Here is a 21,964-nt window from a genome sequence, read left to right on the forward strand (position 1 = left end):
AAGCTCAGAGGGCAAAGCCGATGAAAATTTTGGCAGGGCTTGGCCGCGCCTCAGCCCACCTTGCGCTGACGCCACAGCGTAAAGAGGCCAGCCCCCACCACCAGCGCGCCGCCCAGAGCCACGTTCATCTCGATCGTTTCGCCAAAGATGAAAATCCCGATGCCCGTGACAAAGAAGAGTTGCAGATAGGCAAAGGGCTGCACCGCGCTCGCCTCTGCGACCTCATAGCATTTGATCAACGTATAATGCCCCGCCGCCCCGGTGATGCAGAGCGTGATCATCCACGCCCAGGCATCCGGCGTCATAGGCTCCCAGAACCATATCCCGGCGAGGGTCATGGCAATCGACCCGACCGTTCCGGTCCAGAAAAAACTCGTCGCCGCCGAATCCCTGCGCGCCACATAGCGCGTCAAGAGCCCGTAGAGCGCAAACATCAACGCCGCGATAAAGGGCACGACCGCCTTGGGGTCGATCACGCCCACCCCCGGCTCCAGAATGATCAGCACGCCGATGAACCCGACCGCAATCGCCAGCCACCGACGCCAGCCCACCCGCTCGCCCAGAACCGGCCCGGATAGGGCGGCAATCAACAGCGGATAGCAGGCAAAGACCGCATGCACCTCGATCAGGCCCAAAAGGGTAAAGCCATAGATCATCACGCAGATTTCCGCGACCAGCAGCACGGCGCGAAACCCCTGCATCAAGGGTTGCGATGTGCTGGCCGCTGCCCGCAGCCCCCCGGCCTTGCGCGCGGCAATCACCATCACGAAGGCGGCAAAGAACCAGAACCGGATCATCACCACCATCAGCACGTTGTAATTCTCGGCCAGATGGCGCGATATGCCATCCTGCGCGGCAAAGATGACCGTGGTCAGCACCATCAGCCAGATGCCCATGCGGGTGTTTTGAACTGTCACGAGCGGTCTCTCACGGGCGGTCTTTCCTGGCCATGGTCATATGGCGCTTGCGGCCATATCCCTGACCCCGCGTAACACAAAACCCGGCGGCCTCAAGCCCCCTGCGCACGAACCCCGCCGCCGTGTAACTGGCCGCCGTGCCTCCGGGCACGGTGTGCCGCGCCACCTCCGCCATCAACGCAGGCTCCCACAACTCGGGGTTCTTGGCCGGGGAAAACCCGTCCAGAAACCACGCATCCGCCCTGCCCGGCCAAGCCTTTAGCGTCTCGCGCGCATCCCCCACAATGAGGGTGAATTCCAGATCCGGCAAGCTGATCCGTTCTGCGCCCCCTTGCCAATGCGGGGCGAGGTCCGCCGCGACCCCCTCCAGTTCCGCAAAGCGGGCTTGCGCGCGACGCATGTCTTGCGGGGCCATGGGATAAGCCTCGAAACTGGTGAAGTGAAGCCGCCCCACAACGCCCGCCGCCCGCCATGCTGCAAGCGCGGTCAAAAGGTTCAGCCCCGTGCCAAACCCCAGTTCCGCAATATGAAACCCATCTCGAAACCGCCCCGGCAGGTCATTGCCCCCCAGAAACACATGCCGCGTTTCCGCCAGACCGTTGTCGAGACTGAAATAGGGATCATCGAACCGCACCGAGACCGGCACCTCGCCCTCGCGCCAGATCAGGTCTGCGGTCTGGTCCTGCATGGCATGATCCTCTAAAGCATGGCCGAAACGCGCGCGACCATCGCGCGACGACAAAGGATTGGCAATGGTCGATATCACGGTGATGGGCGCAGGCATCTTTGGCCTCTCGGTGGCGTGGACCTGTGCCAAACGCGGCGCGCGCGTGCGCGTCATTGATCCGAATGGTCCCGGTGCCGGGGCTTCGGGCGGCATTGTTGGCGCCATGGCCCCGCATGTGCCCGAGCTTTGGAACAGCAAAAAGGCGTTTCAACTCGACAGCCTGCTCATGGCTGGTGATTTCTGGGCAGAGGTGGCCGAGGTCTCGGGCTGCGCGCCGGGCTATGCCCGCCTTGGCCGCCTGCAACCCATCGCCGATGCCGCAGCCCTTGCACTGGCCCACGAGCGTACTCAGAACGCCGCAACCCTCTGGCAAGGGCAGGCTGACTGGCGCGTCCTCTCCGCGTCGGGCGCATGGTGCCCGCCCAGCGCGACCGGCCAGATCATCCACGACACGCCTCACCGCCGCGCCTGCATCCGCGTCAGGCATGCACAGCCCTCGTTGCGGCCCTGCGCGCACGCGGTGCCGAGGTTGTGACCGATGGCCCCACAACGGGCCGCATCCTCTGGGCCACCGGCATCGCCGGGCTGGAAGAAATGACCGCCGCGCATACCCGGTCCGTCGGCAACGGGGTCAAGGGCCAGGGCGCGCTGCTGGCCTTTGATGCCCGCGACCAGCCGCAGATCTTCGCCAATGAGGTGCATATCGTGCCGCATGAGGATGGCACCACCGCCGTGGGCTCCACCTCCGAGCGCTATTATGACGATCCCTCCAGCACCGATGCCCAGCTTGACGATGTGATCGCCCGCGCCGTGGCGGCGGTGCCCGCGCTTGCCGGTGCCCCGGTGATCGCACGTTGGGCCGGGGTGCGTCCCCGCTCGCGCTCGCGCGCGCCGATGCTGGGCGCGCACCCGTTCCGACCGGGGGAATTTGTTGCGAATGGTGGCTTTAAGATTGGCTTTGGCATGGCCCCCAAGGTGGCGCAGGTCATGGCCGATCTGATGCTCGACGGCATCGACAAGATTCCCGAGGATTTCAAACCCGAGACATGCCTATGACCCAACCGACCCTCGCCGCACTCGACCATCTCGTGCTGACCGTGGCCGACATCCCCGCCACCTGCGCCTTTTACCGGGATGTGCTGGGGATGACGCCCGAGGCGTTTCACCCCGCCGATGGCAGCACCCGCTGGGCGCTGAAATTCGGCGCGCAGAAAATCAACCTGCATCAATCCGGGGCGGAATTCGAGCCGAAGGCGGCACAGGTCCAACCCGGCAGCGCCGATCTGTGCTTCCTCAGCGAGACACCGCTCGAGGCGTGGCAACGCCATTTCGCGGCACTTGATGTCACGGTAGAGCTTGGCCCTCTACCCCGCTCCGGGGCCACAGGCCCGATCCGCTCGCTTTACCTGCGTGATCCCGACGGCAACCTGATCGAGATCTCGAACAAAACGTAGGGTGGGTGAAACCCACCAAACCGCTCGGTTCAGGCCGTCTTGACCGCCTTGGGCAGTGCCACGATCCGCAGCGCAACCTTGCGCTGACCGCGCTGATAGGGCAGTGCCGGGGCCGCCTCTCTGCTGTGTTTGACGACCGATTTCAACCAACGCGCTTTCATGGCTCTCACCTCTTGCCTCAGGCCCCAATTTGCGGGGCTCATTGTTTCGTTACCCGCAACTATGCCCCCGGTTTGGGGCCAAGGTTTGACGGAAATCGTGAAAATTCAGACAAGATCAGGGCATACAAGCCATCCAAGCAAAATCTCAATTCATTGAATTTAAATAAAATTTCAAAAGGGCATCACGGGGCATCCCCGATACCGCCCGAATAGCCCCACAATTTCGGCCCAAATCCCGCCCCAATCAGAGACAGATCACCGAGATCAGCCGGCCATAGTCGGCCTCACCGGCATGGGTGGTGCGACGATAGGAATAGAATCGCTCGGGATCGCCATAGGTGCAATGCCGCGTCCATTCCGCCTGCCCGATGCCAGATTGCCGCAACCGATGCAGCCCGAACCCCGGCAGGTCGAACTGATACCGCCCGTCTACACCATTTGCGAAAAACCGGGCATTATCACGGTCCTCCGCCAGGAATTCCTCGATGAACTCTGGTCCCACCTCGTAGGCCGCCTGCGAAATCGACGGGCCAATCACCGCCTTGATCCGGCGACGATCCGCGCCCAGACCCTCCATAGCCGCAACCGTGGCCTCCAGAACGCCATCCAGCGCGCCACGCCATCCGGCATGGGCCGCCCCGATCACCCCATTGCCCACATCGGCAAACAGCACCGGCTGACAATCCGCCGTCAGCACCGCCAGCGCCACGCCCGGCACATCCGTCACCATCGCATCAGCGCGCGGGCGCTCGCTCAGGGGTCCTGTGACCGTCACCACATCCGCCGAATGGACCTGATGCACGGTAATCAGATGATCCGGCTCCACCCCCATCGCCTCGGCCACCCGCGACCGGTTGATCTGCACGATCTCGGATTGATCCGACGAACCAGGGCCGCAATTCAGCCCCGCGAACACACCCGAAGAGGCCCCGCCCCGCCGGGTAAAGAACCCATGGCGCAGTGGGGACAAACTGTCAGCGGTGAGTATTTCTAGCGTCATGGCTCCAATCCGGGTGGTGGTGCGGCCCCCTCGGGATAGAGACCCAGCACTTTGAAGAGCGTCCCCATTTCCTCGGCCCCGGTCAAGCGCTGATATGCGGCAAGATGGCTTTCCAACGCCTGCCCGCTCAGATTGCGCGCCAGCGCCTCGGCCCGCGCGGCAATCCCCAACCGCTCCAGAAATATCCCCTGCGGCGTCAGGCGCGTATGCCGCGCAGGAGAGGCCGCCCGCGCCAGCGCCGCGAAATCGACATGCGCGGTCAAATCCGCCGCCCCCGGTTCGGCCAGCGGATCCACCGGCGCATGGCCCTTGACCGCCTGAAACGTATCGCCCAGCGACTGCCAATCGCCATAATCCACGATCAGTGCGGCACCGCCCTGTCCTGCTATCCGCGCGCCGATCTCGGCCGCCACCGCTTCGCCCGCGCCGCAGGTCTCGACAATATCGCCCTCGCGCGTGTCCACCAGACGCGCCGCCAATGCGGGCGGGGCCACCGGCCCACCTAGGCCCAGAGTCAATTGCCCGGCGCTTTGCCCCACAACCCGCTCGCGCCAGCCGTCCCCGGACCGCTGAAACTGCCGGATCGGCAACGCATCGAAAAACTCGTTCGCCAACAGGTAAAGCGGCCCCTCCGGCAGGCTCTCAACCCGGTCATGCCAGATGACATCGCCCGCAATCGCCCGCCGCTGCGCCGCGCACAAGACGGGCGATCCTTCGACCAGATGCACCTCTGCAGCCTCGCGAAACCCCGGCACGCCCCGCGTTGCGCGCAGCACATCCGCCATCAGCGTCCCGCGCCCCGGCCCCATTTCCGCCAGCACAAACCGCGCAGGCCGCCCCTGATCCAGCCAGACCTGCGCAAGGCACAGCCCCAGCAACTCGCCAAACATCTGGCTGATCTCCGGCGCGGTGACGAAATCGCCCCCTGCCCCAAACGGATCGCGCGTCGCGTAATAGCCAAACTCGGGATGCATGAGACAGGCCGCCATGTAATCCGCCACGCTCATTGGCCCCGCCTCGGCGATCCGCGCCAGCAAATGCGCCCGCAGCCCGCTCATGTCGCCCGCGCACGCCGCGCCCAGAGCACCATGCCAATCCCAAAGGCAATCATCGGCAGCGACAAAAGCTGCCCCATGGTCAGGCCAAACTCGCCCATCTGAAGCGCCCAGCCCAGCGGATTGCCTTCGCTCACGAATTGCGCATCGGGTTGGCGCACGAATTCCACCATGAACCGCGCCACGCCATAGCCTGCGAAAAAGAGGCCCGTCAGCGTGCCGGGCCGCCTGAGCGCTCCGCGCCGCCAGCCCAACCACAAGAGCACGGCCCCAAGGATCAACCCCTCCAGCGCCGCCTCATAGAGCTGCGAGGGATGCCGCGCGCAGAGCTCCACAACGCCCGCGCAATTCTGCGCCGCGGCCCCCGGAAAAACCACGCCCCACGGCAGGTCCGTCGCCCGCCCCCATAGCTCGCCATTGATGAAATTCGCGATCCGCCCCAGCAGCAACCCCACCGGCGTCACCATGCAGAGCGCATCAGCCACCGACAGCCACGCAATGCCCTGCTTGCGCGAAAACAGCACCACCGCCAGCACCACGCCCATCAGGCCGCCGTGAAACGCCATCCCGCCCTGCCAGACCGCCAGAATTTCACTGGGATTGGCAAGGTAATAGCCCGGCTGGTAAAACAACACATAGCCCAGCCGCCCGCCCAGAATGACCCCCAGAATGACCCAGGTCAGCAGGTCCTCGACCTGTTCGGGCCGCATCGGGGCCACGCCACCCGGCCAGAGATGCGGCCGCTTGACGCTCGCCACCACCAGCCGCCAGCCGATCACGATGCCAACGATATAGGCCAGCGCATACCAGCGCAGCGCAAACTCCATACCAAAAAGAGAGATCGAAAAGATCTCGGGTGAAATATCGGGAAAGGGGATCATGGCCTGCATGGCCGCTTCTGTGCCCGCGCGCCCCGGCCAAGTCAACCTTGTGATCCGGTCCCACAGACACATATAAGAGAGCAAGTGTAACGCCGGAGAAACCGATGCAGACCCGTAACAAAGTGCTCGACGATCTCAGCCAGTTGATGACCAATGCCATGGGTGTGGCCCAGGGCGCGCGGACCGAGGCTGAGACCGCGATGAAATCCCTGATCGACCGCTGGCTCGCGGACCGCGATTTCGTCACCCGCGAAGAATTCGACGCCGTGCGCGCCATGGCGCAAAAGGCCCGCGAGGAAAACGAAGCGCTCAAGGCGCGCCTCGATGCGCTCGACCTGCGCGGCGGTCACAACGAAGGCTGATCCGCCAAGGCCCGGCGCGCGCCTGCGATCAGCGTTTCGGCCCCTTGCAACGAGCGGAAATCGCGCACCACCCGCGCGCGCCCGGCTTTTGACAGGCGCGCGCAGAGGTCCGGATCAGCGGCCAGCGCCGAAATCGCATCGGCCAGGGCCTCCGGCGATTTGGACGGCACCAGAATGCCGCTTTCGCCATGGTCGATCAATTCACGCACCCCGCCTGCATCCGTGCCAATCGTCGGCACACCACAGGCCATCGCCTCCATATAGGCCACGCCCAGGGGCTCGTGCCAACTGGCCAGCGCGAACACATCCGCCGCCAAGAGGTGCCGCCGCACCTCCGATCCGCTTATGGCCCCCAAGAGCCGCGCATGCGCTCCCAGACCCAGCGCCTCCAGATGCGCCTGCAACTCGGCACGATAGCCAGCACCGCCCGCGTCATCCTCGCCCGCGATGTCCAACTCCACCGCGATTCCGCGATCCAAGAGCAGCCGCACGGCGCTCAGCAATTCCTGATGTCCCTTGACCCGGTGCAGACGACCGCAGGAAAATAGCCGCAGGGCCGCGCCGGGCGTGGGCGGCTGATAGGGCGTATCGCGTTTGAAATCCTCGGTATCCACGCCCATCGGCTGCACCATGACATCCGCAGGCAGATCAGGGCCGATCACCTCGCGCATTTCAGCCATGAGTTTATGCGTGATGATCGTGGCAAAGCTGGCATGCCGCCACTTGAACCCCTGACCGGGGCCATAATCCGACAGCGCCCCATGCAGCGTCAGGCTATAGCTTGGCCCCCCCATCAGCCGCGCCAGCGCACAGATGAGTGCCGCCCGCCCGCAGGAATGGGCATGCACATGGCCAATCCCTCGCGCGCGGCACGCGGCCATCAGCGCCCGCGCCGCCGGCAGGCAGATCAGCACATCCTTTAAAAATTCACCCCCCTGCCGCTCACGCAGGATTGCAGACCACGGCGCGTTGAACAGGCCGGATAGCGCATGACCGGGCGTGGGCCGCCCCAGATAGGTCGTGCGCGCCACGGCCGCCTCGGACCAGTCATGCGAGACCAGACCGGGCGGCGGCGGCCGCGTGCTGAAGAGATGCGGCACAGCCTCCAACCGTTCCAGATCCGCAATCTCGCGCCAAAAGAAAATATGCGTCTGCCCCGGAAACTGAGGCACGAGATAGCCGAGGTTGAGGGGATCAGGCATTTTCGGTTCCGCTTGCCGCCAGTTTGTCGGATAAGGTCTAGCATGCCGCGCAGGCTCAGGACAGGCTGGCGGGCGATGGATTTGGAAACCCTGTGTTGACGGACAAAACCGCACCCCGGCTCAGCGTCATCATTCCCGCCCATAACGAGGCGGGGATGATCGGGGAATGCCTGCACGCCCTCTTTGCCTCGGACCCGGTGGCGGGCGGCGCCGAGGTGATCGTCGTGGCCAATGGCTGTCAGGATACCACCGTGGCCGAGGCCGAGGCCTGCCGCGCAGAGGCGCGCGATTGGACCCTCACCGTGCTCGACCTGCCGCAGGGCGGCAAACCCGGCGCGCTCAACGCAGGCGAGGCGGCGGCGCAGGGCGCAGTGCTGGCCTATCTCGACGCCGATGTCCTCGTCTCGCCCCCGCTGCTGCGCCAGATCAACGAGGTGCTTGATCGCGCGAAACCGGGCTATGCCAGCGGTCAGGTGGTGATCCCCGCGCCACGCAGCGCCTTCAGCCGCCTCTATGCCGGATTTTACCGACAGGTGCCCTTCTTTCACCATGGCGTGCCCGGCTGTGGCCTCTTCGCGATGAACCGCGAGGGGCGCGCAAGGTGGGGCCATTGGCCGGGCATCATCTCGGACGATACCTTTGCCCGCCTGAACTTTGCCCCCCAAGAGCGCCACGCGGTGCCCGCGCGCTATGACTGGCCCATCGTCGAAGGGTTCGGCGCACTCGTCCGGGTGCGCCGCAGGCAGGATGCGGGCGTGGCCGAGATTGCGCGCCACTACCCGGCGCTCCTCACCAATGACGACGCGCGGCCCAGTGGTGCGGGATGGGTGCTGCGCGCCGCCCTGCGCGCGCCCCTCGGGTTTCTCGCCTATATAGCCGTCGCCCTCGCCGTGCGCGCGCGGCGGGGCGGCGCGGATTGGACGCGCGGGCGATAATCCCCCGAGTTTTCAATCAAAGGCCGTCAAATGGCCGCAAATCTCGGGCAAGAGACAACAAAGCAGAGAGGGCAGAGTGCAGCAGGTCAGGGCAATATTCACGGGTGACGGGCTCTTGGCACGCGCGCTGCGCTCTTTGGCGCTGACCGTCGCGGGCTTTGGCGGGGCGCAGATCCTGCGCCTTGCGTCGAACCTAATCTTGGCCCGCCTCCTCTTCCCCGAAGCCTTCGGCCTGATGGCGATTGTCTCGGTCGTCATTCAGGGCCTCATGCAATTCTCCGACGTGGGCGTCAGCCCCGCCATCATGCAGAGCAAACGAGGCGACGACCCCGCCTTCCTCAATACCGCTTGGACCATTCAGGCCCTGCGCGGCGTGGGCCTCTGGCTTGTGGCCTGTGCGCTGGCCTGGCCCGTGGCGGTGATCTACGACGAACCGCTCCTGTTGCAGCTTTTGCCGGTGGCGGGGCTGTCGCTCCTGATCACCGGGTTCAACCCCACGGCCCTCGATACCGCCAAGCGGCATCTGCGCTGGGGGCGGGTCACGGTGATCGAATTCGCCGTTCAGATCACGGGTATCGTGGCGGCGGTGGCGCTGGCATGGTGGTGGCATTCAGTCTGGGCGCTGGTCGTGTCGGGCGTGCTCAGCGCGGGCGTGGCGCTGGTGCTCTTCTGGCTCTTCCTGCCGGGGGCGTCGAACCGGATGGGCTGGGAACGGCTGGCGGCCTCAGAACTCATCAGCTTTGGCAAATGGATTTTCCTCAGCACCATCTGCGGCTTTCTCTTCAATCAAGCGGACAAGCTGATCTTGGGCAAATACCTCAGCTTCGATGTCTTCGGCGTCTATAACATCGGCTTCTTCCTTGCCTCCTTTCCCATGCTCTTGGGCCATATGCTGACATGGCGGCTGCTCATCCCGATTTACCGCGAACTGCCCCCGCATGAGAGCGCCGCCAATTTCGCCAAGCTGCGGCGCATGCGCTTTGCGGTCACGGGCGGGCTGATGGCGCTGTCGGCCGGATTTGCCCTCCTTGGCGTCTGGCTGGTGGGGATCATGTATGACGACCGCTATGCCATGGCGGGGGCCGTGGTGGTGCTGATGGCGCTGATGCAACTCCCGCAAATCATCGTGATGACCTATGATCAAGCCTCGCTCGCGGCAGGGGATTCGCGGCGGTTCTTCATCCTGACGTTGGCCAAGGCGGCGGCGATGATCGTGGCTCTCCTCCTCGGTCTCGAATGGGGTGGCCTCATGGGCGCGCTCTTGGGCTATGGTGCGGCGATGGTTCTGGCCTATCCGGTGGTGATCTGGCTCGCGCGGCATATGCGGGCCTGGGACCCGGTGCATGACGCAGGCATGGCCGCATTTGGCCTTGGCTTGGCGGCGCTGGCGCTCTGGCTCAACGGCGCGGCGCTGACCGATCTGGCACGGCTCTCGGGCTGGTGAGGGGCGAAAACACCATTATCGCCAAGGGCCTGCCGCAAAACAGTCGCATTGTCGGGCGATACCGACACCGGTATGATTTGAGCAGTGGATTTGATGGCGGATGACATGACCCAACCGTCGCCCGACGGCACCGAGATTGCCATTGTCGGCATGGCCGCGCACCTGCCGGGCGCGCGGAGCGTGGCGGAGTATTGGCAAAACCTCTGCGCCGGGCACCGCGCCATCCGCCGCATGTCCGAAGCCGAATTGCTGGCCGCGGGCGAGCCTGCGCAGATGATCCGCCGCCCCGATTACGTGCCCTATGCCGCCCCTCTCGACGGGTTTGAGATGTTCGATGCCGAGTTCTTCGGCTTTGGCCCCAAAGAGGCCGCGATCCTCGACCCGCAGCACCGCCGCTTTCTGGAGGTGGCGTGGGAGGCGCTCGAGGATGCAGGCCACCCGCCCGAGCATTTCCCCGGCTCCATCGGCGTTTTCGCCGGTTGCGGCATGGGCAGCTATTTCTATTTCAACCTCTGCTCCAACCGCGACCTCGTGGACGATGTGGGCATGTTCCTCTTGCGCCACACCGGCAATGACAAGGATTTCCTGACCACCCGGCTCAGCCATATCCTCGATCTCAAGGGGCCATCACTGGGCCTGCAAACCGCCTGTTCCACCTCGCTTGTCGCGGTGCATGTGGCGGCGCAATCGCTGCTCAATGGCGAATGTGACATGGCGCTTGCGGGCGGTGTCACCATCGAATTGCCGCAAGGGCGCGGCTATCTCTACAAAGAGGGCGAGATCCTGTCGCCCGATGGCGAATGTCACGCGTTTGACCACCGCGCCCAAGGCACGGTCTTTGGCTCAGGCGCGGGCGTCGTGGTGCTGCGGCGGCTCTCGGATGCGGTTGCCGATGGCGATCACATCTGGGGCGTGATCAAGGGCTCTGCCGTCAACAATGACGGCGCGGCCAAGGCGGGGTATCTCGCGCCCTCCGTGGACGGTCAGGCGGCGGCAGTGGCCGAGGCGCAGGCGGTGGCAGGCATCTCTGCCGAGACCGTCGATTACGTCGAATGTCACGGCACCGGCACATACCTTGGCGATCCGATCGAGGTGGCCGCTCTCACGCAGGCCTTTCGCGAGACCACCCAAGCCGTCGATTTCTGCCGCATCGGCAGCGTCAAGACCAACATCGGCCATCTCGACACGGCGGCGGGCGTGGCAAGTCTGATCAAGGCGACGCTCGCGGTCTATCACGGGCAAATGCCGCCCTCCCTGGGCTATGAGGCGCCGAACCCGGCGATTGCCTTCGATGGCAGCCCCTTTGCGGTCAATGACCGGCTCAGCGCTTGGCCATGCCGCGACCACCCCCGCCGCGCAGGCGTGAACTCGTTGGGCGTGGGCGGCACAAACGCCCATGTGGTTCTCGAAGAACCCCCCGCGCGCGCCGCGCCCGAGGCCAGCGATTGGCCCTTTCAGCCGCTCGTGATCTCCGCCCGCTCCAAGGCGGCACTGGACGCAAATTCCGCCCGCCTTGCCGCCCATCTGCGCGCCCACCCCGAGCAGAAGCTGGCCGATGTGGCCTGGACGCTCAAGCAAGGTCGCCGCGCCTTCGAACGCCGCCGCGTCGTGGTGGCCGCCAGCCATGAAGAGGCGGCAACACTGCTGGAAAAGGGCGATCCACGCCGCGTCTTCACCCATGAGGCGCTCGACGCCCCCGAGGTCGTCTTCATGTTCCCCGGCGGCGGCGCGCAATATGCGGGCATGGCGCGCGATCTCTACGAGACGGAGCCGGTCTTTGCCGAATGGATGGATCGTGGCCTTGCGGTGCTGCAACCCAAACTCGATTACGACATCCGCGCCCTCTGGCTGCCCGCCCCCGCCGATACGGCCACCGCCGCCGAGCGGCTGAAACAGCCCTCGGTGCAATTGCCGCTGATCATGATCACCGAATACGCGCTGGCGCAGTTGTGGCAAAGCTGGGGTGTGACCCCCGCCGCCCTCATCGGTCATTCCATGGGCGAGAATACCGCCGCCTGTCTCGCGGGCGTGCTCAGCTTCGAGGATTGCATCGGGCTTGTGCATCTGCGCGGGCAACTCTTTGACAGCGTGCCCAAGGGCGGCATGCTCAGCGTGCCCCTCTCCGCCGAGGCGCTGCGCCCTTGGCTGGGCGAGACCCTCGACATCGCGGCGGTCAATGCGCCGGGGCTCAGCGTGGCCTCTGGCCCGCAGGCCGCGCTCGATGATCTGGCGGCGCGTCTGGCCGAGGCGGGGATCGAGACCACACGCATCCCCATCGACATCGCCGCCCACTCGCGCATGCTGGAGCCGATCCTGACCCGCTTTGGCGACTACCTGCGCTCCATTCCCCTCAACGCCCCGCACATCCCCATCCTGTCCAACCGCACCGGCGACTACCTCACGGCGGCCGAGGCGACCGACCCCGACTATTGGGTCGGCCATCTGCGCAACACCGTCCATTTCGCCGATGGGCTGGGCCGTCTGGCCGATGGCCCGCGCCGCGTGTTCCTCGAGGTGGGTCCGGGCAAGGCGCTGGCCTCCCTCGCGCAGGCCCATGGCGCCATCAGCGCCAATCAGGTCATCGGCACCCTGCGCCACCCCGAGGATAGCATCGCCGACGATGCCTATTTCATGGCGATGCTGGCGCGGATGTGGGCGGTGGGCGTCGAGATCGACTGGGATCAGATCTGGGGCGAGGCGCGCCGCACCCGCGTGCCCCTGCCCTCTTACGCCTTTCAGCACAAACCCTATTTCATCGCCCCCGGCACGACGCGCGACACGCGTTCAGACGACTGGCCAACGCGCCGCGACGATCTGACCGACTGGGGCTACCTGCCCCAATGGCGGCCCCATCTGGCCGAGGTCGAGATTGCCAGCGATGCCGATCTGGCCGCGCTGCCGCCCGAGACATGGCTGATCTTCGAAGACGACACCGGGCTTGCGGCGGCCGTGGGCAAGCGGCTGGAATCCGCAAAACATACGGTTACGTATGTAATGGCAGGCGATGCCTTTGCCCAGCTCGCGCCGGGGCGTTACGCCCTGTCGCCCGAACGCGGGCGCGAAGGCTATGATGCCCTCATCCGCGCGCTCAGCACCGAAGGTCGCCTGCCCAGCCGCATCGCGCATTTCTGGCTGGTCACACAAGACGCCCGCCATCGCCCCGGATCGAGCTTCTTCCACCGTGTGCAAGAACAGGGCTTTTACAGCCTGCTCTTTCTCGCGCAGGCCATGGCGGATGAAGGGCTCTCCGCCCCGCTGCACATCACCGCCCTCACAAATGGCGCAACACAGCTTCGCGACGAGGGCTTGCGCGATCCCGCCAAGGCCACGCTCATGGGCCCGCTCAGGGTGATCCCCCATGAACTGCCGGGGGTAACGGCGGCCAGCCTTGATCTGGTCCTGCCCGCGCGCGGCCCCGATGCCGCCCTTGTGACGCAGGTGCTCGAGGATCTGATGCAGCCCCCGCGCAACCATGTCGCGGCGCTGCGCGGCGCGCGGCGCTACGAGGCGGGCTGGCGCACCGCCCCGCTCCTGCCCCCTGACACGCCGCTGGCAGAGGGCCAGACCGTGCTCATCACCGGCGGCTTTGGCGGCATCGGCCTGACCTTGGCCGAGGATCTGATCACGCGCTCTAAGGCCAAGATCGTCCTCATGGCACGCCGCCCGCTGCCGCCCCGCGCCGACTGGCCGCGTGTCATGGCCACACGCGGCGCAGGCGATCCGCTGGCCCGCCGCATCGCGGCGGTCGAACGGCTCGAAGGTCTGGGCGGTCAGGTGATGATCGTGGCGGGCGATGTCAGCAACATCGAGGATATGCAATCCGCCCGCGCCGAAATCGAGGCCCGCTTTGGCGCGCTCCACGGTGTCATCCATGCCGCAGGCGTGATCAAGGACGCGCCGCTCCTCGGCAAAGGCCCCGACACGATCGAGGATGTATTCACGCCGAAAATCCACGGCACGCAGGTGCTGGACGAGGTGTTTCCCGATGGCACGCTCGACTGGCTCGTGCTCTTTTCCTCTTCCTCCACCGCCACCGCCCCGGCGGGACAGGTGGATTACGTCGCCGCCAATGAATATCTCAACGCCTATGCGCGCAGCCGCATGGGCGACAGGACCCGCGTGGTTGCCCTCAACTGGGGCATCTGGTCCGAGGTCGGCATGGCCGCCGAGGCTGTGGCACAGCAACGCGGCGACGCGCTGGCCGCCCCGCGCCTGCCGGTCACGGCACCGCTGGTGCAAGAGGCCAGCCATGATGCGCAGGGCAACCGGGTGTTTCATGCCCATTATGACGCCGGTTTCTGGGTCTTCGATCAGCATCGCACCAAATCCGGTCAGGCGCTCTTGCCCGGCACCGGCTATCTGGAACTTCTGGCCGAGGCCCTGCGCGCGCAGGGCGAGGATGGCCCGTTTGAAATCCGCGATCTGTGGTTCCTGCGCGCCTTTGACATGCCCGAGGGCGGCAGCCGCGACATGCGCCTCACCCTGACCCGAAACGACACCGGCTATGCCGCACGGATCGAGGGTGATCATGCGCAGGCCGGACGGCAAGGCTGGGTCACACTGGCCGAGGCGGGGCTGCGCCTTCTGCCGCTCCCCGCGCCTGTCCCGCTTGATCTGATATCCATACGCAACCGTATGCAAGGCTGGCAAGAGGCGGGCGACACCGCGCTTGCCGCGCCGCAAGAGGCGCATCTTGCATTTGGCCCACGCTGGCGCGTGCTGCGCGCCATGGGGCTTGGACAGGGCGAGGGGCTCGCGCATCTGGCCCTGCCAGAGAGCGCGCAACGCGATCTGGCGGCGGGCTATCTCCTGCACCCCGCGTTGATGGACATCGCGACCGGCTGGGCCATGGGGCTGATTGCGGGCTATGACGGCTCCGATCTCTGGGTGCCCATGTCCTACGGGTCGCTCCGCGTCCACGCGCGCCTGGGGGCAGAGGTCTGGTCTCATGTCCGCAACGCCGCCCAGAACCGCGCCAGCGATGAAACCGCGCGCTTTGACATCACGCTTTGCGATCCCACAGGCCGGGTGCTGATCGAGATCACCGATTTCGCCATCCGCAAACAGGTGGGCGGCCTCACCCTGACCCCGCCGCGCGCCGGCGAAATCCGCTTCGAGGGCCAGACCGTGAGCGCCCCGGCAAGCCCCGCCGAAGAGCGCCTGCGCCACGCCCTGCGCGAAGGCATCCGCCCCACCGAGGGGGCCGAGGCCTTTCGCCGCGCGCTGGCACAACATGCCCCACAGATCCTTGTCTCCTCGCTCGACCTGCCCGCGCTCATCGCGCAGGCAGGGGCGGGCGCGCACAGCACAGACACGACCGGACACCGCTTTGAACGCCCCGATCTCGACAGCGATTTCACCGCCCCCGAGGGCGAGATCGAAACCCGCCTTGCGGGCTTCTGGTCCGAACTTCTGGGGCTCGAGCAGGTCGGGGTCGAGGATTCCTTCTTCGACCTTGGCGGTCATTCCCTGATCGCCGTCCGCCTCTTTGGCATGATCCGCAAGGCCTATCGCGTCGATCTGCCCATCTCGGTCCTGTTCGAGGCCCCCACCATCCGCGCCTGCGCCGCGCTGATCGAGGCCCAGATTGGCCCGCAAGAGGCAGGACAGGACGCGCCCACACCACAGGAACCACAGCGCCGCTTTACCCATCTCGTGCCGATGCACCGGGGCGAAGGCGGGCCAAAGACGCCCTTCTTCCTCGTGGCGGGCATGTTCGGCAACGTGCTCAACCTGCGCCATCTGGCGCATCTCCTGGGCGAGGATCGTCCCTTTTACGGACTTCAGGCGCGTGGCCTCTATGGCGGGGCCGCCCCCCATGACGATCTGACAGAGGCAGCAGCCGACATGATCGCCGAACTGCGGCAGGTGCAGCCGCACGGCCCCTATCTTTTGGGTGGGTTTTCGGGTGGCGGCATCACCGCCTATGAAATGGCGCAGCAATTGCGCGCGGCGGGCGAAAAAGTGGCGCTGATCGTGATGCTCGACACGCCACTGCCACAGCGCCGCCCCCTTTCGCGCCGCGACCGGCTGACGATTCAATGGCAGGAACTCAAATCCGGCGGCCCGCTCTATCCCGTGCACTGGGCGGCGCGGCGGATCGCATGGGAAATCACCAAACGCCGCCCCAAAGCTCAGGCAGAGACCGACACGCATCACTTCCACGACAGCGCCATCGAGGCCGCCTTTTACCGTGCCATCGCCAAATATCAGGTCCGCCCATGGGCGGGCGCGCTGCATCTCTTCCGACCGCCACTGGTGGGCAAATGGCAGGTGTCCGAGGGGCGTTGGGTCAGCAGCGAGCGTGCCTATGTCCTGCCCGACAATGACTGGGCGGGCTTTGCCCCGCAGGTGCAGGTGACAGAGGTGCCCGGCACCCACGACTCGATGGTGCTTGAGCCGAATGTGCGGGTCTTGGCCGCGCGCCTGCGCCGGGTGATCGAGGCGGCCGAGGCCACGCACGCCCCCCCGGACCACCGCGAGGCGGCGGAATGACCGCTCCCCGCGTCCTCACCATCGTCCTCAACTGGCGCACGCCGGACATGAGCGTCAAGGCCGCCCGCGCCGCCCACCGCGCCATGCAGGGCATCGCGGGCGAGATCGTGCTGGTGGACAACGACTCCGGCGACGGCTCGTTCGAGGCCATGCAAAAGGCCACCGCCGATTGGGACCGCCTGCGCGTGGTGCAGGCGGGGCATAACGGCGGCTTTGGCGCAGGCAACAACGCAGGGATGCGCGCCGGGCTCAGCGACGGCGCGCGCCCCGATTACGTCTATATCCTCAATTCCGATGCCTTTCCCGCCCCGGATGCCATTGCAGCCCTTGTGGATCATCTCGAAACCCATCCCAGAACCGGCCTTGCAGGCAGCCATATCCACGGCCCCGATGGCGCGGCCCATGTCACCTGCTTCCGCTTTCCCTCCGCCTTGGGCGAATTCGAGGGGGCCGCGCGGATCGGCCCCATCAGCCGCCTCTTGCACGCCCATACCGTGCCGCTGCCCGTGCCCCAGACCACGCAAACCGTCGATTGGCTTGCGGGGGCCAGCCTGATGATCCGCCAGGACGTGCTCGACGCCATCGGCGGCTTTGACGAACGGTTCTTTCTCTATTTCGAGGAAACTGATCTCTGCCTGCGCGCAGCGCGCGCGGGCTGGCGCACCGATTTCGTGGCGGATAGCCGGGTCGAACATATCGGCTCGGTCAGCACGGGCATGAAGCGCTGGGGCCGCGTGCCCGCCTATTGGTTCGCCTCGCGCCGCTATTATTTCACCAAGAACCACGGGGCGGCCTATCTCGCCCTTGTCACGCTGGCGCATCTGCTGGGCGCGGGGCTTGGCACGCTCTGGCGGCTCCTGCGGCGCAAGGGCGCAAGCCGCCCCCCCTATTTCCTGCGCGATCTGGTGCTGGGCGATCTTGGCGCAGCGCTGAACCGGCAAAAAAGGATCAAGCCATGATGCAGGCCCTCTTGATCGGCAACGAATCCCTCGCCCTTCAGTGTGGCGAGACCTGGCTCGCGCGCGGACACGGCATCACGGCGGTGATCACCCGCCACGCGGATGTGGCCGCTTGGGCCGAGGGCAAGGGCCTGCGCGTCGTGCCCCCCGGTCCCGGTCTGGCCGAGCGTTTGGGCGATCTCAGCAGCGATTGGCTTCTCTCCATCGCCAATCTCGATCTCTTGCCGCAGTCCGTGCTGGCGCGCGCCACACGCGGAGCGATCAATTTCCACGACGGCCCGCTGCCCCGCTACGCCGGTCTCAATGCGCCGGTCTGGGCCATTCTGAACGGCGAGGAACGGCACGGCATCACCTGGCACCTGATCGAAGGTGGCGTGGACGAGGGGCGCATCATCGCTCAGCGCATGGTAGAGATTTCGCAGGACGAAACCGCCTTTACCCTCAATGCCAAATGCTACGCCGCGGCACTCGACAGCTTTCCTGATGTGATCACCGCCCTCGAACAGGGCGCCGTGACGGCCCGGATTCAGGACCTTGGCGCGCGCAGCTATTTCGCCCGCGACCAGCGTCCCGAGGGGCTCTGCCTCGATTTCACCCAAGCCGCCGAGGCGCTGGCACGACTGGTGCGCGCTCTTGATCACGGCGGCTATGCCAACCCGCTCAACAGGGCGCGGATCATCGCGGGCGAGCGCGTGCTTCTTGTGGGCCGGGCCGAGGTGGTGCCGGGCAGCGGCGCGCCGGGCGCGGTGCTCTCGGTCGAAGGTGCACGCCTCACCGTGACCACGGGCGCGGGCGCGCTGCGCCTCAGCGCGCTGACCGGGCCCGATGGCGGCGCGGCCCCCCTTGCAAGCATCTCCGTGGGATCGGTCCTGACCGCCTACCCCGTCACCGACCTTCTGACACAACTCGCGCCGCAAGACGGCTATTGGCGGCGCTGCCTGCGCGACATGCGCCCCATCACCTTGCCACTGGGCAGTGGCGCCGGTGTTGAGGAACGCCGCCCGCTTGATCTGCCCGCCGATGCACTGGGTGCCATCGGCCTCTGGGCCGCGCGTCTGGGCGGCGAAGAGGGCACGCACATCGCCTATGCCGGGGCGGCGGTCGAGGCGGCGCTCGCCCCCGGCCATGTCTGCCCGTGGGTGCCGGTCGCCACCCCAGACCTGCCCCACGCCCTCCCCGAGGCCGAGGCGCGCGGCGCCTTCGCGCTCGATCTCTTCGCCCGTGACCCGGCGCTTGAGGCCGCGCAGACCCCGCATATCGGGCTGCGTGTCGCGGGGCGCGGCCTCATCCCCGGCACGGTGCTGACCATCGACCTCGCCGACAGCCCAACGCTGGTCTATGACGCCGCCCGCCTTTCGCCCGCCATGGCCGATCTTCTCGCGCGGCGGCTCGAAGCCTTGGCAAAAGGCGACACCGCCCCCATGCCCGAGGCCGAGCGCCGCATGGTCGTCGAGGCATGGAACCGCACCGATGCCCCCTATGACGCCCGCCCCCTGCACCGCCTGATCGCCACCCAGATCGCCAAGACCCCCCATGTCCGCGCCGTGGTGTTCGAGGCCGAGACCCTCACATATGCCGCCCTCGACGCCCGCGCCAACCGCATCGCCCATTTGCTGCGGCAAATGGGTGTCGGCCCCGGCGTGCTGGTGGGCCTCTGCCTGCCGCGCTCTGCCGATATGATCGCCGCCGCCTTGGCAATATGGAAGGCAGGCGGGGCCTATGTGCCGATGGACCCGGCCTATCCCGCCGAACGCCTGGCGCTCTATCTCGACGACAGCGCCGCGCGCGTGGTCGTGACCCGCTCTGACCTGGCCCATACCCTGCCGCAGACCGCGCAGACCCTCACGCTCGATACTGACCCGCGCATCGGCGATGCCCCCGAAACGGACCTCGACGGCGGCGCAGGCCCCGACGATCTGGCCTATGTGATCTATACCTCCGGCTCGACCGGCCGCCCCAAGGGCGTGATGGTCACGCATCGCAACGTCGCCAATTTCTTTGCCGGGATGGATGACCGCATCCCGGCGGAACCCGGTGCCGTCTGGCTCGCCGTGACCAGCCTCAATTTCGACATTTCCGTGCTCGAACTCTTCTACACGCTCGCGCGCGGTTACACGCTCGTCCTCAGCGGCGACGAAAGCCGCGCGCTGGTCTCCTCGGGGCAACTGGCCACCTCCGACCGGGGCATGCAGTTCAGCCTTTACTATTGGGGCAATGACGATGGCGCGGGGCGCGACAAATACAAATCCCTGCTCGAGGGCGCGCAATTCGCCGACACCCACGGCTTTTGCGCGGTCTGGACACCCGAGCGGCATTTTCACGCCTTTGGCGGCCCCTATCCCAACCCTTCGGTGACGGGGGCCGCCGTCGCGGCGGTCACGCAAAACATCGCCGTGCGCGCCGGAAGCTGCGTGGCCCCCCTCCACCACCCCGCGCGCATTGCCGAGGAATGGGCGGTCATCGACAACCTCACCAACGGGCGCGCAGGTCTGGCGATTGCCTCCGGCTGGCACCCCGACGATTTCATCCTGCGCCCGGAAAACACGCCGCCGCGCAACAAGCCTGCCATGTTCGAGGCGATCCGCGATCTGCGCCGCCTCTGGCGCGGCGAGACGGTGGAATTTCCCCGCGCCGATGGCACGCTGCATGGCGTCGTCACGCAACCACGCCCGGTGTCGCAGGTGTTGCCCGTCTGGGTGACAACCGCCGGCAACCCCGAAACATGGCGCGAGGCGGGCGCACATGGCGCCAATGTGCTCACGCATCTTTTGGGGCAATCCATTGACGAGGTGGCAGGCAAGATCACCCTCTACCGCAATGCCCTGCGCGAGGCCGGGCATGATCCGGATGCCTTCACCGTCACCCTCATGCTGCATACCTATGTGGCCGAAACCCGCGACGAGGCGCGGCGCGTGGCCCGCGAGCCGATGAAGGATTACCTGCGCTCCGCCGCTGGCCTCATCAAGCAATATGCCTGGGCCTTTCCGGCCTTCAAGCGCCCGCAGGGTGTCAGCAACCCGTTCGAGCTTGACCTCGGATCGCTCAGCGCAGAGGAACTCGACGGTATCCTCGATTTCGCCTTCGAGCGCTATTTCGAGGACTCGGGCCTCTTCGGCACCGTCGAGGATTGCGTCGCCCGCGTCGAGGGGCTCAAACGCATCGGCGTGGATGAGGTGGCCTGCCTCATCGACTACGGCATCCCCGCCCGGCAGGTGCTTGACGGTCTGCGTCCGCTGGCGCGCGTGCTGGACCGCTCGAACCGCGTGGGAGCGATCCCCGAGGATGATTTTTCCATCGCCGCGCAAATCCTGCGGCACAGCGTGACCCATCTGCAATGCACCCCATCCATGGCGCGCATGATCGCCATGAACGATGAATCCCGCCACGCTCTCGGGCGGCTGCGGCATCTGATGCTGGGCGGCGAGGCGCTGCCGGGCGCTCTGGTGCAGGAGTTGCGGCAAGTCACGCGCGCGCGCATGACCAATATGTATGGCCCCACCGAAACGACCATCTGGTCCACCACCGGCCCCGCCGAGGACACCCCCGGCCCCGCCGCCATTGGCACACCCATCGCCAATACGCAGGCGTATGTTCTGGACCCCGACATGCGACCGGTGCCGGTGGGCATCGCGGGCGAACTCTGGATTGGCGGCGACGGTGTGACGCCCGGCTATCTCGGGCGCGACGACCTGACAGCCGACCGCTTCCGCCCCGATCCTTTCCGTGCGGGCGGGCGCATCTATGGCACCGGCGATCTGGTGCGCTGGCGCGCCGATGGGCGGCTCGATTTCGTCGGCCGCGCCGATGCGCAGGTGAAGCTGCGCGGCTACCGCATCGAACTGGGCGAGATCGAGGCCGCGCTCGAGGGCTGCACCGGCGTTGCGCAAGCGGTGGCGCTGGCGCGCGAGGATACCCCCGGCGACATGCGCCTTGTGGCCTATCTGCGCGGCACGGCCACACCAGAGGCGGCGCGCGCCCATCTGGCCGCGCATCTGCCCGCCCACATGATCCCCGCGCATGTCGTCGTGCTGGATCACTTCCCCCTCACCCCCAACCGCAAGGTGGACCGCAAGGCGCTGCCCGCACCAGAGACCCAAGTCAAGGCGCCGCGCCCCGCCGCCGCCCCCAAACCGGTCACGCCCGCCAATACGATCGAGCGCGACATCGCCGCGATCTGGGCGCGAATCCTCGGCGTGGCCGAGATTGGCGCGCAGGACAGCTTCTTCGATCTGGGCGGTCACTCCCTTCTGGCGGTGCAGGCGCATCGCGAGATTCGCAGCACGCTGGCGGTCGACCGGCTCAGCATCACCGACATCTTCCGCTGCCCGAAACTCGCCACCCTGGCGGCGCGCGTGGCGGAATTGCGCGGTGA

Annotated in this window: 14 protein-coding genes and 1 pseudogene; 8 read left to right on the forward strand and 7 right to left on the reverse strand. The window is 66.4% G+C overall.

Translation table 11 applies throughout. The features are described 5' to 3' along the window. Positions 1-50: 50 nt before the first annotated feature. Both ROSMUC_RS15800 and mnmC2 read right to left on the reverse strand, forming a co-directional pair. Positions 51-917, reverse strand: a complete 867-nt coding sequence (locus ROSMUC_RS15800) for a DMT family transporter (RefSeq protein ID WP_037275280.1) — start codon at positions 915-917, stop codon at positions 51-53. Between the two features lie 10 nt (positions 918-927). Next, positions 928-1,605, reverse strand: coding sequence for a tRNA (5-methylaminomethyl-2-thiouridine)(34)-methyltransferase MnmC2 (gene mnmC2, locus ROSMUC_RS15805; protein WP_037275282.1), 678 nt, complete (start codon positions 1,603-1,605; stop codon positions 928-930). A gap of 64 nt (positions 1,606-1,669) precedes the next feature. On the opposite strand from mnmC2, the pseudogene ROSMUC_RS15810 reads away from it, so the two are divergent. Both ROSMUC_RS15810 and ROSMUC_RS15815 read left to right on the forward strand, forming a co-directional pair. Beyond that, a pseudogene (locus ROSMUC_RS15810) lies at positions 1,670-2,700 on the forward strand (NAD(P)/FAD-dependent oxidoreductase). Continuing rightward, a complete protein-coding gene (locus ROSMUC_RS15815) occupies positions 2,697-3,098 on the forward strand; it encodes a VOC family protein (protein WP_037275284.1) in 402 nt (133 codons plus the stop codon). Before ROSMUC_RS15810 ends, ROSMUC_RS15815 begins: the two are co-directional and overlap by 4 nt. 29 nt (positions 3,099-3,127) lie before the next feature. Here ROSMUC_RS15815 and ROSMUC_RS21595 read toward each other — a convergent pair whose 3' ends face one another. The 4 genes from ROSMUC_RS21595 to lgt form a co-directional block, all read right to left on the reverse strand. Beyond that, positions 3,128-3,259, reverse strand: coding sequence for a hypothetical protein (locus ROSMUC_RS21595; protein WP_281256629.1), 132 nt, complete (start codon positions 3,257-3,259; stop codon positions 3,128-3,130). Between the two features lie 244 nt (positions 3,260-3,503). Then, positions 3,504-4,259 carry a peptidoglycan editing factor PgeF gene (gene pgeF, locus ROSMUC_RS15820; protein ID WP_037275286.1) on the reverse strand — a complete coding sequence of 252 codons (756 nt, stop codon included), beginning with the start codon at positions 4,257-4,259 and terminating at the stop codon, positions 3,504-3,506. Next, on the reverse strand, positions 4,256-5,317 hold the full coding sequence (locus tag ROSMUC_RS15825; RefSeq protein ID WP_037275287.1) for a class I SAM-dependent methyltransferase: 1,062 nt from the start codon (positions 5,315-5,317) through the stop codon (positions 4,256-4,258). The genes pgeF and ROSMUC_RS15825 overlap by 4 nt, the downstream gene beginning before the upstream one ends. After that, the gene (lgt, locus tag ROSMUC_RS15830; protein WP_037275289.1) at positions 5,314-6,204 is read right to left on the reverse strand and encodes a prolipoprotein diacylglyceryl transferase; all 891 of its coding nucleotides are present in this window, start codon (positions 6,202-6,204) and stop codon (positions 5,314-5,316) included. The genes ROSMUC_RS15825 and lgt overlap by 4 nt, the downstream gene beginning before the upstream one ends. 95 nt (positions 6,205-6,299) lie before the next feature. Between lgt and ROSMUC_RS15835 the strand changes: the two genes are divergently transcribed. Next, positions 6,300-6,557: an accessory factor UbiK family protein gene (locus ROSMUC_RS15835; RefSeq protein ID WP_037275290.1), complete on the forward strand. Its 258-nt coding sequence runs from the start codon at positions 6,300-6,302 to the stop codon at positions 6,555-6,557. Here ROSMUC_RS15835 and epsE read toward each other — a convergent pair. Continuing rightward, positions 6,542-7,759: an exopolysaccharide biosynthesis GT4 family glycosyltransferase EpsE gene (gene epsE, locus ROSMUC_RS15840; protein WP_037275291.1), complete on the reverse strand. Its 1,218-nt coding sequence runs from the start codon at positions 7,757-7,759 to the stop codon at positions 6,542-6,544. The genes ROSMUC_RS15835 and epsE overlap by 16 nt on opposite strands. A gap of 92 nt (positions 7,760-7,851) precedes the next feature. Between epsE and ROSMUC_RS15845 the strand changes: the two genes are divergently transcribed. From ROSMUC_RS15845 to ROSMUC_RS15865, 5 genes are all read left to right on the forward strand, one after another. After that, positions 7,852-8,694, forward strand: a complete 843-nt coding sequence (locus ROSMUC_RS15845; RefSeq protein WP_037275292.1) for a glycosyltransferase family 2 protein — start codon at positions 7,852-7,854, stop codon at positions 8,692-8,694. Positions 8,695-8,770: 76 nt separating this feature from the next. Then, positions 8,771-10,138 carry an oligosaccharide flippase family protein gene (locus ROSMUC_RS15850; RefSeq protein WP_037275294.1) on the forward strand — a complete coding sequence of 456 codons (1,368 nt, stop codon included), beginning with the start codon at positions 8,771-8,773 and terminating at the stop codon, positions 10,136-10,138. A gap of 105 nt (positions 10,139-10,243) precedes the next feature. Beyond that, positions 10,244-16,633, forward strand: a complete 6,390-nt coding sequence (locus ROSMUC_RS15855) for a type I polyketide synthase (protein WP_245875205.1) — start codon at positions 10,244-10,246, stop codon at positions 16,631-16,633. Beyond that, positions 16,630-17,592, forward strand: coding sequence for a glycosyltransferase family 2 protein (locus tag ROSMUC_RS15860; RefSeq protein WP_037275296.1), 963 nt, complete (start codon positions 16,630-16,632; stop codon positions 17,590-17,592). The genes ROSMUC_RS15855 and ROSMUC_RS15860 overlap by 4 nt, the downstream gene beginning before the upstream one ends. Further along, the coding region (locus tag ROSMUC_RS15865; protein WP_037275298.1) for a MupA/Atu3671 family FMN-dependent luciferase-like monooxygenase at positions 17,589-21,964 on the forward strand (4,376 nt) is incomplete at its 3' end. The genes ROSMUC_RS15860 and ROSMUC_RS15865, both read left to right, overlap by 4 nt.

The sequence above is a fragment of the Roseovarius mucosus DSM 17069 genome (assembly GCF_000768555.3).
Taxonomy (GTDB): Bacteria; Pseudomonadota; Alphaproteobacteria; order Rhodobacterales; family Rhodobacteraceae; genus Roseovarius; species Roseovarius mucosus.